The sequence below is a fragment of the Rhizobium sp. K102 genome (genome assembly GCF_022385315.1).
Classification (GTDB): Bacteria; Pseudomonadota; Alphaproteobacteria; order Rhizobiales; family Rhizobiaceae; genus Rhizobium; species Rhizobium croatiense.
The window spans coordinates 3,836,391-3,852,902 of the sequence record NZ_CP092436.1 but is presented as its reverse complement, the minus strand read 5'-3'; the positions used below and the strand labels follow the sequence as shown (position 1 = coordinate 3,852,902).

Genomic DNA, 16,512 nt, shown 5'->3' with positions numbered 1-16,512 from the left:
GACCCTTTCCTTTTTGCGCGGCCTTCATATCTAAGTCGGCGGAAACGGCGCGCAGGAAAGAAATTCTTGAACATCATCGGGGCGACAAGTGGAGTGATCGATCGAAAGACTGTCGCTCCTCTGAGAGCCTGCGTCCGCCGACGTGCCGCGCTGTCCCCGGCTCAATGAGGATAAATATCATGTCGCGTCCGTCATTTGCCGGTGTCGCAGCGCTATCGCTTGTGATGGCTTCCTCCCTGCCCTCTTCCGTGTGGGCGCAATCTCACTCCGCCCCGGCCGGCATCGAAAACCCGTCACCGGTATCGTTGCCGAAGATCGCCGCCAGCCGTGCCGGTTTTGATGTGAAGATGCTCGAACCGGTCAACGGCATCGACTACCGCACCTACGGCCACATCACTTATGCGATGTTCCTCGATCCGGACGGCGATCACGAGGCGATCTTTAAGAAGCTCGGGACGGACAGGGCCGGTTATGAGGCGGCTGGCGCCACCTTTAGCGAGCGTATGAAACAGGATCAGACCTTCGCGATGGTCGAAATGTTCGGCGCTTATTTTGCCGAGGAGGCGCAAGGCACCTATGCGGCGCTCGGCCGCGATGTCGCCCAGTCGGTGCTGAACCAGGCGCCGCTTCGGGAGACCGAGCCGATGCCTGAGGAAAAATTCCGGGAGATACAGGTCTATTACGGGCGCAAGGTTTCGGTCGCCGGCACGGCACTCGCGCAGCAGGATGAGATCCTCAAGCCGTATCACATCACCTTCAACGACTTTAACATCGTCGGCGCCTGGTTCTCGCGCCGGCTGGCGTTGCAGACGGCCGATCTCTCGACGCCCCAGGAAAGCCCGCCGGCGCGCGCCGAAGGCACGCCGACGGAGCGACCGGAATGGGGAGGCCTCTGGCGCTTCACCTGGAAGACCCTTCAGCATACCGATACGGAAATGAAGGTGGTGGAACGCAAGCCGCGACATCTGTGTCAAGAACGACATGACCGCGGATACCCTGCCGCTGATGCCCAAACCCTCGGGCGTCAAATGCGTGCTGATCGACAAGATCCACTTCTACGACAGCGGTGTTCAGATGAGCGCACAATGCGACCACGGCGGCATCGGCACGTCATGGGGGCTCCATCTCCAACCGGAAAATGGCGGCGAAAGCTTTAGTGGCCAGATCTCCTATACCGAGGTCTACGAGGGCGATTCCGACATGCCACAGCCGGCCACGGATGTTCAGGTCAAGCGGATTGGCGAGTGCCAATGAGGAGAGCGAAAACCATGATGCGCTGTGTTCTTGCCGCCGCATTCGTGCTGAGCCCGGCCGCCGCTTTCGCTGGGGAGAGCGGCCTTCCCACGGGACTCTGGCAGGTGAGGGTCTTTACGCCGGTGCCCACGCCAGAGCTGAAGAACGATGAGCAGGTCTTCCAGATTTGTTACGACAAGACGGCCGTAATAAGCCACACGAACCCGGTTCTGCCGAAAGCGCAGGCCGCCAAATGCAAGCTGGATTTCACCGACATGGGTGACTTGGCCTATGACGCGAGTTGCAAGGACGGCGATCACCGGCTGCGCATTTCGGAAGCTGCGGACGGCTTGTGGCGCGGGACCTACCGTTTCGTCGGAAAGAAGGACGACGTCACTCTGGAGCCAGCAGTCGAACTGAAGAGGATCGCCGATACCTGCGACTAGATTTTGCGGCTACCCCGCACGCGGAATGTCTACATCCCGGGCATCCGGTCATTTTAAACGTTCTGAGACTAGGGACGCTTGCTACCGCTTCCACGAAAACGCCCGCGCGGCAAAGCCGGGCGGGCGCATATCCGGTTCGAAAGCGAAGCGTGATTACTTCGCGAGGTTGCGCTTGCCGAGCGTGCGCAGGCGCAGCGCGTTGAGCTTGATGAAGCCGGCTGCGTCCTTCTGGTCGTAGGCGCCCTGGTCGTCCTCGAAAGTGACGAGCTTGTCGGAATAGAGCGACTTTTCGCTTTCACGGCCGATGACCATGACATTGCCCTTGTAGAGCTTCAGCGTCACTTCGCCTTCGACATGCTCCTGGCTCTTGTCGATCAGCGCCTGCAGCATCTCACGCTCCGGCGAGAACCAGAAGCCGTAATAGATCAGCTCGGCGTAACGCGGCATGATCTCGTCCTTGAGATGAGCGGCCCCGCGGTCGAGGGTGATCGATTCGATGGCGCGGTGCGCCGTAAGCAGGATCGTGCCGCCGGGCGTTTCGTAGACACCGCGTGACTTCATGCCGACGAAGCGGTTCTCGACGAGGTCGAGCCGACCGATGCCGTTGTCGCGGCCATAGGTGTTGAGCGTTGCGAGCAACGTCGCCGGCGACATCTCGACGCCGTTGATCGACACGGCGTCGCCCTTGCGGAAGCCGACCTTGATCACCGTCGCCTTGTCGGGCGCGGCTTCCGGCGAAATCGTCCGCATATGCACATATTCCGGCGCCTCCTGGGCGGGGTCCTCGAGAACCTTGCCCTCGGAGGAGGAGTGCAGGAGGTTGGCGTCGACGGAGAACGGCGCTTCGCCCTTCTTGTCCTTGGCGACCGGGATCTGATGCTGTTCGGCGAAGGCCAGCAGGTCGGTGCGGCTCTTGAACGCCCAGTCGCGCCACGGCGCGATGATCTTGATGTCGGGATTCAAAGCATAGGCGGAGAGCTCGAAACGAACCTGGTCGTTGCCCTTGCCGGTCGCTCCGTGGGCGATCGCATCGGCGCCCGTCTTGCGGGCGATATCGATCAGATGCTTGGAAATCAGCGGCCGGGCGATCGAGGTACCAAGCAGATAGACACCTTCATAGACGGCATTGGCACGGAACATCGGGAAGACGAAGTCGCGGACGAATTCCTCGCGCACATCCTCGATGTAGATCTCCTTGATGCCGAGCATTTCGGCCTTCTTGCGCGCCGGCTCCAGCTCTTCGCCCTGGCCGAGATCGGCGGTGAAGGTGACGACTTCGGCGCCGAGTTCCGTCTGCAGCCATTTCAGGATGATCGAGGTGTCGAGGCCGCCGGAATAGGCGAGAACGACTTTCTTCACGTCTTTGTATGATGCCATGATGATGAGGTCCGTTGCATAAAAGGCCGGCGAAAACCCGGTATCGCGGCACTTTTAGCGAGATTGGCGCGTGACGCAAGGGCAAGTGCGGCGCCACCGGCGCGATAGCGTTTGACAGCGCGAAAGCGGAGCCCATATTCGCCATCGTCCGAACAATGCTCGAGGAGTGGCTGCCCGTGACGAATATTCAAGACATTTTCAAGAAATCCAATGTTGCGGTCGTCACCGGCGGCGCGTCCGGCATCGGCCTGGCGGCGGCGAAATATTTCGCCGGCCGCGGCATGAGCGTCGCCATCGCCGATCTCGGCGGCGACCGCCTGGCAACAGCCGCCGACGAACTCAAGGCCATTGCCGGCGAAGAAGATGTCATGGCGGTCGAGACCGACGTCGCCAGCCGAGACTCCTTGGAAGCGCTCGAACGCGCCGTGCTCCAGCGTTTCGGCCGCGTGCACGTGCTGATGAACAATGCCGGAATCGGCCCGGAGACCTCGATCTTCAGCGCGCAGCCGAACTGGGATCATATCTTCGCCGTCAATCTGATGGGCGTCGTCAACGGCACGCGCGTCTTCGGCCCGAAGATGCTGTCGCACGGCGAGCCCGGCCTGATTATCAACACCGGCTCCAAGCAGGGCATCACCACGCCGCCCGGCAACCCGGCCTACAACATCTCCAAGGCTGGCGTGAAAGTCTTTACCGAAGCGCTCGAGCACGAGCTTCGCAACACCGCGGCAGCGAAGATCTCCGCGCACCTGCTGATCCCCGGCTTCGTCTTTACCGGCCTCACCAAGGGCGACCGCGCGGAAAAACCCGCCGGCGCCTGGACGCCGGAGCAGACGGTCGATTTCATGGTCGAAAGCCTCGCACGCGGCGATTTCTATATCCTCTGCCCCGACAACGACGTGAGCCGCGCGGTCGACGAGCGACGCATGGCCTGGGCGATGGGCGACATTATCGAGAACCGGCCGCCGCTGTCGCGCTGGCACAAGGACCATGCCGACAAGTTCAAGGCCTTCTTGGAACAGAAGTAATGGAGGCCATCAGAAGGTTTGATTGGTAATTTTCCGAAAGCCGGTTAAGAGATCGTCAGGTCTTTCCGGCTTTCGGAGTGTGCCATGGATCTCCTGCCCAGCCTGCCGACGCTGCTCGGCTTTGCCGCCGCCACGTTGCTGCTCGCGGCAACCCCCGGTCCCGACATGACGCTGTCGATCAGCCGCGCGCTGGCCCAGGGCAAGAACTCCGCTCTCTTCGTCGTCGTCGGCACCAGCCTCGGCATCGTCGTTCACACCATGCTGGTCGCCTTCGGCATTTCGGCGCTGATCACCGCCTCGCCGACCGCCTTCCTGATCCTGAAGACCGGCGGCGCCGCTTATCTGCTCTGGCTGGCGGTGCAGGCGATCCGCTTCGGCTCGAAGCTCACCGTCGCCAGGGTCGAGGCGCAGAAGGGCACCACCCTTTCGAACATCTCGTCGGGCTTCTGGGTCAATCTTCTGAACCCGAAGGTCATCATCTTCTTCATGACCTTCCTGCCGCAATTCGTCAGCGCCGGCGATCCCGCCGTGACGCAGAAGCTACTGTTCCTTGGGTTTTGCTTTATCCTGATCGGCATGCCCGTCAATGCCGGCGTCATCCTTGCCGCCGACTGGCTGGCTTCCTGGCTGCAGAACAACAGGAAGGTGCTGCGCGGCATCGACTATACTTTCGCCGGCGTCTTCTCGATCTTCGCCGCAAAGATCCTGCTCACCCAGGCGAAATAGCGGCCGGTTCAGCCAATCAGCAAAGCATCGTCGTCGAGCGTCTGGCCGCGCATCTTGCGGAACATTGCGATCAGGTCCTCGACCTGCAGGTTCTTCCGGTTGTCGCCCGCAACGTCGAGAACGATCTCGCCGCCATGCAGCATGATCGTGCGGTGGCCGTAGTCCAGCGCCTGGCGCATGGAATGGGTCACCATCATCGTCGTCAGCTTGCGCTCGGCCACGATCTTCTGCGTGAGGTTCATCACGAACTCGGCCATCCCAGGATCGAGCGCTGCCGTATGTTCGTCCAGCAGCAGTACCTCCGACCCGGCAAGTGTCGCCATGACGAGCGAAACGGCCTGCCGCTGCCCGCCGGAAAGCAGATCCATGCGGTCCTTCAGCCGGTTTTCCAGCCCGAGATTGAGCTCGGCGATCCGCTCCTTGAAGTAATCGCGCCTCTTGCCCCCAAGCGCCGGGACAAGCCCGCGCTTCTCACCGCGGCGGGCGGCGAGAGCGAGATTCTCCTCGATCGACAATGAGCCGCAGCTTCCTGTCAGCGGATCCTGGAAGACGCGTGCCACCAGACCGGCGCGCGCCGCCGTCGACTTGCGCGTCACCTCATTCTTGCCGATCAGCACCTGCCCCTCGCTCGGCAGGACGTCACCGGCGAGCACGCCGAGCAGTGTCGATTTGCCGGCGCCGTTGGAGCCGATGACGGTGACGAAGGAGCCCTGCTCGATGGTCAGGTTGACGCCGTTCAGCGCCTGCTTCTGCAGCGGCGTGCCGCGCCCGAAAACGACCTTGATATCCTTAACGCTGATCACGATGCGGCACCTCTGCGAAGGCGGGGAAGGATGAGTGCCACGGTCACCAACACGGCCGTCACGAAATTGAGGTCGGAGGCCTGCAGACCGATGACGTCGCTCGACAGCGCCAGCTGGATGGCGATGCGATAGAGGATCGAGCCGAGCACGCAGCCGACGAGCGCGATCAACAGCCCGCGCCGTCCGAGCAGGGTCTCGCCAATGATGACGGCGGCAAGACCGACGACGATGGTGCCGACGCCCGAGGTGACGTCGGCAAAACCGTTCGTCTGGGCAAACAAGGCACCGCCGAACGCCACCAGCGCATTGGAGATCGCCATGCCGAGATAGATCTGCCGGCTGGTGTCGACGCCCTGGGCCCGCGCCATCCTGGCATTGGCGCCGGTCGCGCGCATGGCCAGCCCGGCGTCGCTTTCGAGGAAGCGCCAGACCAGGACGAGCGCGACGATGACGAGAACGCCGACGAAGAGCGGCCGCACATAGAAATCGCGCAGGCCATGGCCGAAGAACGGGCTGATCATCGTATCGGCATTGATGAGGGCGACGTTGGGTTTGCCCATCACTCTCAAATTGACGGAAAACAGCGCGATCATCGTCAGGATCGAGGCGAGCAGGTTGAGGATCTTGAAACGCACGTTGAGCAGCGCCGTCACCATGCCGGCGACGGCACCGGCCGCCATGGCAATCAGAGCGGCAAGCCAGGCGTTAGCGCCGGCGATGATCAGCACGGCGGTTACCGCTGCTCCGAGCGGAAAGGAACCGTCGACCGTCAGGTCGGGAAAATCGAGGACGCGGAAGGCGAGATAGACGCCGAGAGCGACGAAGGAATAGACCAGGCCGAGCTCGACGGCCCCCCAGAATGCGATTTGGCTCAAGGCATTCAGCCCCTTTTGTTTCTGTTCCGCCCGTCGCGAAACCGCAGCCTTGTAATACTTCAGCCGCCCCCGTGCAAACGGGAGCGGCTGAATGTGAACAGTCGATGGACCTACGGCCGATTAGTCGATGACTTTGTTGGCCCGCGAAAGCACGCTCTCGGGCAGGGTGACACCCATCTTGGCCGCAGCCGCCTTGTTGACGACGAGATCGCTGCCGGCGGCGGTCTTGACCGCGATGTCACCGGGGTTTTCGCCTTTCAGCACGCGCACGACGATTTCGCCCGTCTGCTTGCCGACGTCGTAATAGTTGAAGCCGAGAGCGGCGATCGATCCGCGCGACACCGAATCCGTATCGGCAGTGAAGAGCGGCAGCTTGCTTTCTTCGGCAACCGCGACGGCGCCTTCGAGCGCCGAGATGATCGTGTTGTCGGTCGGGATGTAGATCGCATCGGCGCGGCCGACGAGGGCGCGGGCGGCACCCTGAACCTCGGCCGATTTGGTGGCGGCCGATTCGACCACCTTCAGCCCGGCCTTTTCGGCTTCTGCCTTCAGCACGGCGAGCAGCGAAACCGAATTCGCCTCACCTGAGTTGTAGAGATAGCCGATGGTTTTCGCATCAGGCAGGATTTCCTTGATCAACGCCAGGTGCTCGCCGACCGGGGACATGTCGGAAAGGCCGGTGACATTGCCGCCCGGCTTGTCCATGTTCTTGACGAGCTGGGCGCCGAGCGGATCCGACACGGCCGTGAAGACGACGGGAATGTCGCGCGTCGCCGAGACGACGGCCTGGGCGGACGGCGTGGAGATCGGCACGATGACATTGGGCTCGTCGCCGGCGAACTGGCGGGCGATCTGGGCTGCCGTCGCCGGATTGCCCTGCGCCAATTCGAACACGAATTTCAGGTTCTCGCCTTCCTTGTAGCCGGCCGCCGTCAGCACGTCGAGAACACCCTTGCGGGCCGCATCCAGCGCCGGATGCTCGACGATCGCCGTCACCGCGACGGTCACGTCATCGGCTTTGGCGGGAATGGAAAGGACCAAACTGGCAGCAAGAGCGAGCAAGATCGGGCGCATGGGTATCCTCCTATATGATTTTGGCGGCACTTTTAGGAAAAGCGCCCCCTGAAATCAATCGCGGAGAATTGTTGCGAGGATCAAACTTGCTGATCAGTCGTCGGCGCCGTGATTGGCGATCATCATCGCCTCGAAGGCAAGACGCTCGGTCTTGCGCATACGTTCGGATTCCGATTTCAGCTGGCCGCAGGCGGCAAGAATATCGCGGCCGCGCGGCGTGCGGATCGGCGAGGCATAACCCGCTGAATTGATGAAATCGGCGAATTTCTCGATCTGCTCCCAGTCCGAACACTGATAGTTGGTGCCGGGCCAGGGGTTGAACGGAATGAGGTTGATCTTTGCCGGCACGCCTTTCAGAAGCTTGATCAGCCCCTTGGCATCCTCCAGACTGTCATTGACGTCCTTCAGCATCACATATTCGAAGGTGATGCGCCGCGCATTGGAAAGGCCGGGATAGGCCTTGCAGGCGTCGATCAGTTCCTTCAGCGGATACTTCTTGTTGATCGGCACCAGAATATCGCGAAGGTCGTCGCGCACCGCATGCAGCGAGATCGCCAGCATGACGCCGATCTCCTCGCCGGTGCGGAAGATTTCCGGCACGACGCCGGAGGTGGAAAGCGTCACACGACGTTTGGACAGCGACAGGCCGTCGCCATCCGTAGCGATCAGCAGGGCCTGCTTGACCGCATCGAAATTATAAAGCGGCTCGCCCATGCCCATCATCACGATATTGCTGACCTTGCGGCCTTCGGCAGGCATGATCGTGCCTTGCGGCGCTTCGCGATCGGGGAAGTCGCCGAGCCGGTCGCGGGCGAGCAGCAGCTGCGACAGGATTTCCTCCGCCGTCAGGTTGCGCACCAGCCGCTGCGTGCCGGTGTGACAGAAGGAACAGGTCAGCGTGCAGCCGACCTGGCTGGAAATGCACAGCGTGCCGCGGCCCTCTTCCGGAATGTAGACGGCTTCGATCTCAACAGGGCGGCCTGCGCCCCGCGCTGGAAAGCGTAGCAGCCATTTGCGGGTGCCATCATTGGAGACCTGCTCCTCGACGATCTCGGGACGCGCGATGGTGAAATGCTGCTTCAGCATTTCACGCATGTCCTTGGCGACATTCGTCATATGGTCGAAATCGGAGACACCGCGCACATAGATCCAGTTCCAGAGCTGCGCGACGCGCATCTTGATCTGCTTCTCGGCCACGCCTTTTTCCCTGAGCGCCGCCGCCATTTCCCCGCGCGACAGCCCGATCAGGGAAGGCTTTTCGGCGCCGGAAGAAGCGTTCTGCGCCCGTGGCTTGGTGACATCAATCGCATCCATGACGGACATAGTCTTTAGATCCCGAATTCGAACACGTAACCGCCCCCGCAAGCCCCGCAGACTTCAGGAGCAAGCCGGAAGAGGTGAGGCGCATGACGGCACATTGGCAGAAATTGAATGGCGGAACGGCGACTGATATCGCGATCTGTCCGCTGTTGGCCCGGCCTTTAGCATCATTTTGCCGGCGCGTCACTACAGATGGAAAACAGCAAGGGCCGGCGCAAGGCCGGCCCTTGAAATTCCGTTGGCCAAAAAGGCGCCTACTTGCAGCTTTCGATCTGTTTCAGCGCCGCCGAGATGCCCGAGAGCGAATAGCTGTAGGACGTGCCCGTGCCCTTGCGCGAGACCGCATTGACCGTCATCGAATGACCGGTCTTCATCGCCGCGACGAGGGCCGGCTCCTGAGCCGCGTTCTCGACCCAGCCGGCCTTGTCCTTGGTGAACATCACGAAGGTCTTGTTGTCGATGACGACGTTGATCTTCGAATTTTCCTTCACCGTGTAGCCCATCATCGCCTGCGGCTCGTAGGAGATGTTCTGGCCGGGGCGCTGCGAGACGATGAAGAAATTGTCGCCGTGGTCGACGCTTGCCGGCTGCTTTGCCGTCGGCACGGACAGCACGTAGCAGACGGTGCTGGCGCCCGACTTGTAGGAATAGGCGCCCCATGCCTGGAACTGCTGAATGCGGGTCGGCGCGGCTTGCTGCGCTGTCGCAACTCCGGCCATACCAAGGGTGAGTGCGAGGGCGGATACGATACTTTTTACAAACATGGATTCCTGCCGGTTCTTGCGATTCAAGGCCCGAAGCGATCATAGCGGGCGCGCATAATCACGATCTGCTTTATTTTGACTTAATTCAGGTTACCAAATGGTCAACAATAGCTGTGATTTGTATGTGCCTGTGTCATTTCAGCTCGACCACGACTTTTGCCCCTTGCTGAAATCGGCTGCGATGCCGGTGCGCCGATGTCACCGGCCGGCCGTTCGGGTGAATCTAAGACACAAAGATTCAGGCAAGAGTTTGACCTTTCAAAAATCCGTTGTACCTCATTAAGACTTTGGAAATCCGGGACGAAATTTTCGCCGCAGGGGGCTCGTGAGACGACATGGATGCCGAGGAAAGACGGCGTTTCGCTGCCCTCGCAAAGGCTGTCGCAGACGATCGCGACCAGCAGGCCTTCTCCATCCTGTTCGACTATTTCGCCCCGCGTCTGAAGACCTGGCTGATGCGCCGGAAAATGACCTCAGGCGAGGCCGAGGAGCTGGTTCAGGAGATCATGATCGTGCTCTGGCACAAGGCCTATCTCTACGATGCCACGCGGTCTTCACTCTCGACCTGGCTCTTTCGCATTGCCCGCAACCGCCGCATCGACCTGCAGCGCCGCGCCGACGCCCGCATCTTCGACGAGACGGACCCGGCCCTGCAGCCGCCGGCCGACATCGGCGCCGAGGAAATCATCGTCAATGACGATCGCGACGCCAAAATCCGTGCCGCGCTCGGCCAACTGCCGCAGGAACAGCGCGACATGCTGCGTGCCGCCTTTTTTCTCGGCCAGTCGCACGCCGAGATCGCTGAAGCGACCGGGCTGCCGCTCGGCACGGTGAAATCACGGATCCGGCTTGCCTTCGGCAAACTCCGCAAGGTGCTGGAGCAGGAGTTCGGCTGAACCGGCGCCGGCCTTCAAATCGTTTTCATCGTATCCGCTGGCGGGTCGGCAAGGACGCGGTCCGCCGCGTCGTAATGGCCTGGCCGGACATGGCTGCGTACCATGGCGAAGGCGGCCGAAAGCACGGCGACATCGTCAGAAAAGCCGACGACGGCGAAAATATCCGGGATCATGTCGACCGGCATCACGAAATAGGCGAGTGCTGCGAGCAGCACACCGCGCACCTTGGTCGGTGTTTGCGGATCGAGCGCGCAGTAAAAGCCGGCGACGACGTCGCGTGAGAACGGGATCTGCCGCACGGCGCGGCGGAAAGTCGGCCAGAACTTCTGCCGCACCGTCTTCTCCCGCCGGCTCTGGGTCTCCTCGTCGCCCGGCAGCAGGATTTCCCCGAATTTGACCTCGTCCATCCCTGACATCCTTTCGTCCCTGCGCACATATGGTGATGGCGCCCAGGCTTTCAATCGCCCCCTTTCAATCGACCCCGTTCGATCGGCAAGGCCTTCAGCCGAGACGTCGTGCCGCCGCCTTCTCCATCGCCTTGGCGAGCTTGAAATCCAGCTCCGTCAGTCCGCCGGCATCATGCGTGTTCAGCGTCACATCCACGCGGGAATAGACGTTGAACCATTCGGGATGATGGTTGAGCTTTTCGGCGGTGATCGCTGCCTCCGTCATGAAGCCGAAAGCCTCGATGAAATTCGAAAACTTGAATGTCTTCGAGATCGAGGAAGCCGCGTCATTGAGCGCCCAGCCGGCAAGCCCCGCCAGTTGCGCCTCGACTGCCGCCCGTTCCAGTTTTTCCCATTTCATGCCATGTTCCTCTTGTTCTTCCGACAGGTCTACCGATGACGCCTATCAGTATCCTCTTCGTTTGCATGGGCAATATATGCCGTTCTCCGCTTGCCGAGGGAATTTTTCGTCATCTCGTCAGCGAGGCTGCTCTCACCGGCCGTTTCACCGTCGATTCAGCCGGCACCGGCGGCTGGCATGAGGGCGAGCCACCCGACCGGCGTTCGATCGCCACCGCGCAACGCCATGGCATCGACATAGCGGCGCAGCGCGCCCGCCGCATCCGGCCAACTGATTTCAGCAATTTCGAGCTGATCCTTGCCATGGACCGCGACAATCTGGCGACGCTTGGCAAGATCGCGCCGCCCAAGGTGAATATCCGCCTGTTTGGCGATGCGGCTCTAGGAACGGGAGAGGACATTCCCGATCCCTATTATGGCGGCCCCGATGGCTTTGAGCTGGTCTATACCAGGCTCTTGACCGGCTGCAGCACGCTGCTCGAAACGCTGGGCGTCGAGCGGGCCTCGTGCAGCGGAAACACTTCCTCGGTGAGGTAAGGCCCGCCGCCCACCGATTCGCGCGATGAAAGCAGCACGAAGCGCGGCGCCGTGAACGTTGCGGTGTGGAAGTTGCCGCGCCCGGCCAGATATTGCACGACATCGTCGAGCCGCGACGATTTGAGCCGTGCCAGCGTCACATGCGGCATGAATTTGCGGGGATCCGGCGGCAGGCCGATGCGCTGGCAGATGCGCTCGATCTCACCCTGCAGGGCGTACATCTCAGGCGATTGCGAGACGCCGGCCCAGACCGAATGCGGTTTCTTCGAGCCGAAGGAACCGATGCCTTCGAGGCGGAACTGGAATTCCGGCCGGTCGATCCGGTCGAGGCGTTCGACGATTTCATCGGCGGTGCGGCCGTCGACATCACCGATGAAGCGCAGGGTGATGTGATAATTCTCCACATCGATCCATCGTGCTCCGGGGAGGCCGCCGCGCAGTAATGAAAGGCTCATCGCCGCATTGCGCGGAATTTCGAGGGCGGTAAACAGTCTCGGCATAACGAGCACTCCCCAAATCTTTTGCAGGTGCTTACACGGAATCACGCAATCAATGAGCGCGCAAGCCCCTATTTCTTCACAGTAGAAATCGTCCCGACGAAATTTGTGACATCGGCTTCCATCTTCTGAACCATGACATCCACGCCCTTCGCATTCGGATGCATGCCGTCGCTGAGTTTGAGCCCTGCATCGAGCACCACGCCGTCAAGGAAGAAGGCATAAAGCCGAACTCCGTGTTTCTCCGAAAGTTTCCGATAAATCGGATTGAAGCGTTCGGCATAATCCGCGCCCATATTGGGTGGCGCCATCATGCCGACGAGGAGCACGGCAATGCCGCGTTCCTTCAGCCGCGTTATCATCTGGTCGAGATTCTTTTCGCTCTCTTCGGGCGGAATGCCGCGCAGCGCATCGTTGGCGCCGAGCTCCAGGATGACGCCATCGGTGCCGTCAGGCACTGACCAGTCGATGCGGGCCAGCCCCCCTGTCGTCGTATCGCCCGAAACGCCGGCATTGGCGATGGCGACGTCGAGTCCCTTCGCCTTCAAGGCCGCCTGCAGCTTTTCGGGAAAGCCGTCGCCGGGCGGCAGCTGATAGCCTGCCATCAGGCTGTCCCCGAATCCGACGAGATTGATTGTCCGCGCATTTGCGCCGGCGGCAAAGATCAGTGAGAGGGCAATGACGGTGAATTGAAGGACGGCAACTTTAAATCTCATCCTGCTTTCCCTAGATTGGCGGGGTGCCGTTATGCGGCAATTTGATTACGGGCTTATATAGGGCGATTTCCGTTGGCAAAAACCATCATCGAGTTGAAGAGCGCCGATCTGACCCTTGGCAGCGCCGCGGCCTCCGTCCATGTGCTGAAGGGTATCGATCTCGATATATCAGCGGGCGAATCCGTCGGCATCGTCGGCCCTTCCGGTTCCGGCAAGTCCACCCTGCTGATGGTGCTTGCCGGATTGGAGAAGCTCGACAGCGGCGAAATCAACATCAACGACACGCCGCTCCACGCGCTGAGCGAGGATGAGGTCGCCGATTTCCGCGGCCGTAACATCGGCATCGTCTTCCAATCCTTCCACCTGATCGCCAACATGACGGCGCTGGAAAACGTCGCCGTGCCGCTGGAGCTCGCCAATGTCCGCAACGCCTTCGAGATCGCCCACCGCGAGCTGAATTCGGTCGGTCTCGGCGAACGGTTGAACCACTATCCCGGCCAGCTTTCCGGCGGCGAACAGCAGCGCGTGGCGATCGCCAGAGCGCTCGCCCCCTCGCCCGCTTTGCTGATCGCCGACGAGCCCACGGGCAATCTCGATACCGAGACTGGCCGCCAGATCGCCGACCTATTGTTTTCCAAACAGGCCGAACGCGGCATGACCCTGCTTCTCGTCACCCACGACGTCTCGCTTGCGAACCGCTGCTCGCGCCAGATCCGCGTCCGCTCCGGCCGGATCGAAGACGACAGCGCTGCCCGCCGCAGCGAGGCGGCATTCGCATGAGAATGATCACGCCGCGCACCGCGCTTGCTTTTCGCCTGGCACTGCGTGAGCTGCGCGGCGGCATTCGCGGCTTCTACATCTTTCTCGCCTGCATCGCGCTCGGCACAGGCGCGATTGCCGCCGTCAACTCGGTTTCGCAGTCGATCACCGACACGATCGCCTCGCAGGGACAGGAGCTCCTGGCCGGCGACGTCCGCTTCGAGCTCAACAACCGCGAGGCCACACCGCAGGAGCTGGCTTTCCTCGAAAGTCTCGGCACCGTCTCGGTGTCGACCGGTCTGCGCTCGATGGCCCGCAAGCCTGATGGTTCCGACCAGGCGCTGGTCGAGGTCAAGGCGGTCGACGACGCCTACCCGCTCTACGGCAGCTTCGCGGCCGAGCCGGATTATCCGCTTGCAGCCCTGCTTTCGGCCCAAAGCGGCACCTATGGCGCGGTCGCAGCGCCGCTGCTGCTCGACCGGCTTGGCCTTGCGGTCGGCGACGAATTGCTGCTCGGCAATGTCAAACTCAGCATTACCGGCACCGTCAAGACCGAGCCGGACGCCCTCTCCGAAGGTTTCGGCTTTGCGCCGCGCCTGCTCGTCAGCCGCCGGGCGCTCGAAGCCTCGGGCCTGATCCAGACCGGAAGCCTGGTCGAGCATGCCTACAAGATCCGGCTGGAGGACAAGCGCGCGATATCGGGCATCCAGGCGCGCGCCTCCAGGGAATTCCCTTCCGCCGGCTGGGCGATCCGCACCAGCGATCGGGCCGCACCCTCGCTTACCGAAAACATCACCCGCTTCTCGCAGTTCCTGACGCTGGTCGGCCTCACCGCGCTGATCGTCGGCGGCGTCGGCGTCGCCAATGCGGTGCGCGCCTTCCTCGATTCCAAGCGCACCACCATCGCCAGCTTCAAATGCCTGGGTGCGCCGGCCGCCATCGTCGTGCTGATCTATCTCTTCCAGATCACCATCATTGCGCTTGGCGGAATCATGATCGGCCTCGTCATCGGCGCCCTGTCGCCGATCTTCGCCGCGCAGTTCCTGGCGCAGTTCCTGCCAGTGTCCACGACGCCGACCCTCTATCCCGGCGCCCTGCTGCTTGCGGCGTTCTTCGGCATCCTGACGACACTCGCCTTCGCCATTCTGCCGCTTGGCCATGCCCGCGAAGTGCCGGCGACGGCGCTCTTCCGCGAGCAGGGCTTCGAGGCCCGCCACCTGCCCTCCTGGCCCTATATCCTGCTTGCGACGCTGTTCATGGCAGCCTTGGCCGGCCTTGCCATCCTCACCGCCTATGACCGCTACATCGCCGTCGTCTTCGTCGCCGCCATCATCTTCGCCTTCGCCGTCCTGCGGCTCGTCGCCGCGCTGATCGCCTGGCTCGCCCGCCGCAGCCCGCGCGTTCACTCGCCGGCGCTCAGGCTCGCCATCGGGAATATCCACCGACCCGGCGCCCTGACACCCTCGGTGGTGCTGTCGCTCGGCCTCGGCCTGGCGTTGCTGGTGACGCTGACCTTGATCGACGGAAACCTGCGCCAGCAGCTGACCGGCCGCATGAACGAGGGCGCGCCGAACTTCTTCTTCGTCGATATCCAGAGCGCCGAGGTCGACGCATTCCGCAACCTCGTCCAGGCGCAGGCGCCGAAGGGCAAGCTCATGGAGGTGCCGATGCTGCGTGGCCGCATCGTCGCCTTCAACGGCGAGGACGTCACCAAGCTGAACGTGCCGGCCGCCGGCCGCTGGGTGCTGAACGGCGATCGCGGCATCACCTACTCCGACGCCGTGCCGGAAAACGCTGCGCTGACCGAAGGCAGCTGGTGGGACAAGGATTACAGCGGCGAGCCGCTGGTCTCCTTCTCCTCGGAAGAGGCCCATGAACTCGGCCTGAAGATCGGCGACACCGTTACCGTCAACGTGCTCGGCCGCAATATCACCGCCAAGATCGCCAATTTGCGCCGCGTCCAGTGGGAATCGCTGTCGATCAATTTCGTCATGGTCTTCTCGCCGAACACCTTCCGCGGCGCTCCGCACGCCTGGCTCGCGACACTGACCGATCCCGCCTCGACGCCGGCCGAAGATGCGGCGATCCTGAAATCCGTCACCAACACCTATCCGACGGTCACCAGCGTTCGGGTCAAGGACGCGATCGATATCGTCAACCAGCTCGTTGCCCAGCTGGCGACCGCGATCCGCGCCGCAGCCTCGGTGGCCCTCATCGCCTCGATCCTCGTCCTCGCCGGAGCGCTTGCCGCCGGCAACCGGGCGCGCACCCACGATGCAGTGGTGCTGAAGACGCTCGGCGCCACCCGGGCCATGCTGATCCGCGCCTTCAGTTACGAATACCTGATCCTGGGGCTTGCGACCGCGATCTTCGCGCTAATCGCCGGCGCCGCCGCCGCCTGGTTCATCGTCGCCCGCATCATGCGGCTGCCCTCGGCCTTTCTGCCCGACGTGGCGGGGCTGACGCTGGTGACGGCGCTCGTCCTGACCGTCGGCATCGGCCTCATCGGCACCTGGCGCATCCTCGGACAGAAGGCGGCGCCCGTCCTGCGCGAGCTTTGACCGGCGAACGACGCCCAAACCCTTCACCTTACGGCGATTTAACCGGCCAGGCCCTTGCAAGCCTCTTGTTTGCGAGGGGCGAAGGCCTCATATT

Annotated in this window: 18 protein-coding genes; 8 read left to right on the top strand and 10 right to left on the bottom strand. The window is 62.2% G+C overall.

Annotated features, from left to right (window positions below; genetic code table 11):
* Positions 1–305 precede the first annotated feature (305 nt).
* Together MHI61_RS24920 and MHI61_RS24915 are read left to right on the top strand one after the other, a co-directional pair.
* The gene (locus tag MHI61_RS24920; RefSeq protein WP_239790981.1) at positions 306–1,157 is read left to right on the top strand and encodes a hypothetical protein; all 852 of its coding nucleotides are present in this window, start codon (positions 306–308) and stop codon (positions 1,155–1,157) included.
* 111 nt (positions 1,158–1,268) lie between these two features.
* On the top strand, positions 1,269–1,679 hold the full coding sequence (locus tag MHI61_RS24915) for a hypothetical protein (protein WP_239790980.1): 411 nt from the start codon (positions 1,269–1,271) through the stop codon (positions 1,677–1,679).
* A 153-nt stretch (positions 1,680–1,832) separates the two neighbouring features.
* On the opposite strand, the gene MHI61_RS24910 is transcribed toward MHI61_RS24915, so the two are convergent.
* Complete coding sequence (locus tag MHI61_RS24910; protein WP_097580576.1) at positions 1,833–3,056, bottom strand: argininosuccinate synthase; 1,224 nt, start codon at positions 3,054–3,056, stop codon at positions 1,833–1,835.
* Positions 3,057–3,232: 176 nt separating this feature from the next.
* On the opposite strand from MHI61_RS24910, the gene MHI61_RS24905 reads away from it, so the two are divergent.
* Positions 3,233–4,084 (top strand): SDR family NAD(P)-dependent oxidoreductase, encoded by an 852-nt coding sequence (locus MHI61_RS24905; RefSeq protein WP_239790979.1) that lies wholly within the window; start codon positions 3,233–3,235, stop codon positions 4,082–4,084.
* 84 nt (positions 4,085–4,168) lie between these two features.
* Positions 4,169–4,810: a LysE family translocator gene (locus MHI61_RS24900; protein WP_239790978.1), complete on the top strand. Its 642-nt coding sequence runs from the start codon at positions 4,169–4,171 to the stop codon at positions 4,808–4,810.
* A gap of 8 nt (positions 4,811–4,818) precedes the next feature.
* Here MHI61_RS24900 and MHI61_RS24895 read toward each other — a convergent pair whose 3' ends face one another.
* From MHI61_RS24895 to MHI61_RS24875, 5 genes are all read right to left on the bottom strand, one after another.
* Entirely contained in the window at positions 4,819–5,613 is a 795-nt protein-coding gene (locus MHI61_RS24895) for an ABC transporter ATP-binding protein (protein ID WP_239790977.1), read from the bottom strand.
* Positions 5,610–6,488: an ABC transporter permease gene (locus tag MHI61_RS24890; protein ID WP_239790976.1), complete on the bottom strand. Its 879-nt coding sequence runs from the start codon at positions 6,486–6,488 to the stop codon at positions 5,610–5,612. Before MHI61_RS24890 ends, MHI61_RS24895 begins: the two co-directional genes overlap by 4 nt.
* A gap of 120 nt (positions 6,489–6,608) precedes the next feature.
* Positions 6,609–7,562, bottom strand: coding sequence for an ABC transporter substrate-binding protein (locus MHI61_RS24885; RefSeq protein WP_239790975.1), 954 nt, complete (start codon positions 7,560–7,562; stop codon positions 6,609–6,611).
* Positions 7,563–7,655: 93 nt separating this feature from the next.
* Positions 7,656–8,885 (bottom strand): 23S rRNA (adenine(2503)-C(2))-methyltransferase RlmN, encoded by a 1,230-nt coding sequence (rlmN, locus tag MHI61_RS24880; protein WP_239790974.1) that lies wholly within the window; start codon positions 8,883–8,885, stop codon positions 7,656–7,658.
* A gap of 251 nt (positions 8,886–9,136) precedes the next feature.
* The gene (locus MHI61_RS24875) at positions 9,137–9,646 is read right to left on the bottom strand and encodes an invasion associated locus B family protein (RefSeq protein WP_010028921.1); all 510 of its coding nucleotides are present in this window, start codon (positions 9,644–9,646) and stop codon (positions 9,137–9,139) included.
* A 335-nt stretch (positions 9,647–9,981) separates the two neighbouring features.
* Between MHI61_RS24875 and MHI61_RS24870 the strand changes: the two genes are divergently transcribed.
* Positions 9,982–10,542: a sigma-70 family RNA polymerase sigma factor gene (locus tag MHI61_RS24870; RefSeq protein ID WP_239790973.1), complete on the top strand. Its 561-nt coding sequence runs from the start codon at positions 9,982–9,984 to the stop codon at positions 10,540–10,542.
* Between the two features lie 14 nt (positions 10,543–10,556).
* Here MHI61_RS24870 and MHI61_RS24865 read toward each other — a convergent pair whose 3' ends face one another.
* Entirely contained in the window at positions 10,557–10,949 is a 393-nt protein-coding gene (locus MHI61_RS24865; protein WP_239790972.1) for a YkvA family protein, read from the bottom strand.
* Between the two features lie 94 nt (positions 10,950–11,043).
* Positions 11,044–11,349, bottom strand: coding sequence for a 4a-hydroxytetrahydrobiopterin dehydratase (locus MHI61_RS24860; RefSeq protein ID WP_222141621.1), 306 nt, complete (start codon positions 11,347–11,349; stop codon positions 11,044–11,046).
* A gap of 35 nt (positions 11,350–11,384) precedes the next feature.
* Here MHI61_RS24860 and MHI61_RS24855 point away from each other — a divergent pair, with 35 nt between their 5' ends.
* Complete coding sequence (locus MHI61_RS24855) at positions 11,385–11,885, top strand: low molecular weight protein-tyrosine-phosphatase (RefSeq protein WP_239790971.1); 501 nt, start codon at positions 11,385–11,387, stop codon at positions 11,883–11,885.
* On the opposite strand, the gene thpR is transcribed toward MHI61_RS24855, so the two are convergent.
* Together thpR and MHI61_RS24845 are read right to left on the bottom strand one after the other, a co-directional pair.
* The gene (gene thpR / locus MHI61_RS24850) at positions 11,792–12,385 is read right to left on the bottom strand and encodes an RNA 2',3'-cyclic phosphodiesterase (protein ID WP_222145105.1); all 594 of its coding nucleotides are present in this window, start codon (positions 12,383–12,385) and stop codon (positions 11,792–11,794) included. The genes MHI61_RS24855 and thpR overlap by 94 nt on opposite strands.
* A 68-nt stretch (positions 12,386–12,453) precedes the next feature.
* Positions 12,454–13,098, bottom strand: coding sequence for an arylesterase (locus MHI61_RS24845; protein ID WP_097605921.1), 645 nt, complete (start codon positions 13,096–13,098; stop codon positions 12,454–12,456).
* Positions 13,099–13,170: 72 nt separating this feature from the next.
* On the opposite strand from MHI61_RS24845, the gene MHI61_RS24840 reads away from it, so the two are divergent.
* Together MHI61_RS24840 and MHI61_RS24835 are read left to right on the top strand one after the other, a co-directional pair.
* On the top strand, positions 13,171–13,878 hold the full coding sequence (locus tag MHI61_RS24840) for an ABC transporter ATP-binding protein (protein ID WP_097605920.1): 708 nt from the start codon (positions 13,171–13,173) through the stop codon (positions 13,876–13,878).
* A complete protein-coding gene (locus MHI61_RS24835; RefSeq protein ID WP_239790970.1) occupies positions 13,875–16,418 on the top strand; it encodes an ABC transporter permease in 2,544 nt (847 codons plus the stop codon). The genes MHI61_RS24840 and MHI61_RS24835 overlap by 4 nt, the downstream gene beginning before the upstream one ends.
* Positions 16,419–16,512: the final 94 nt, after the last annotated feature.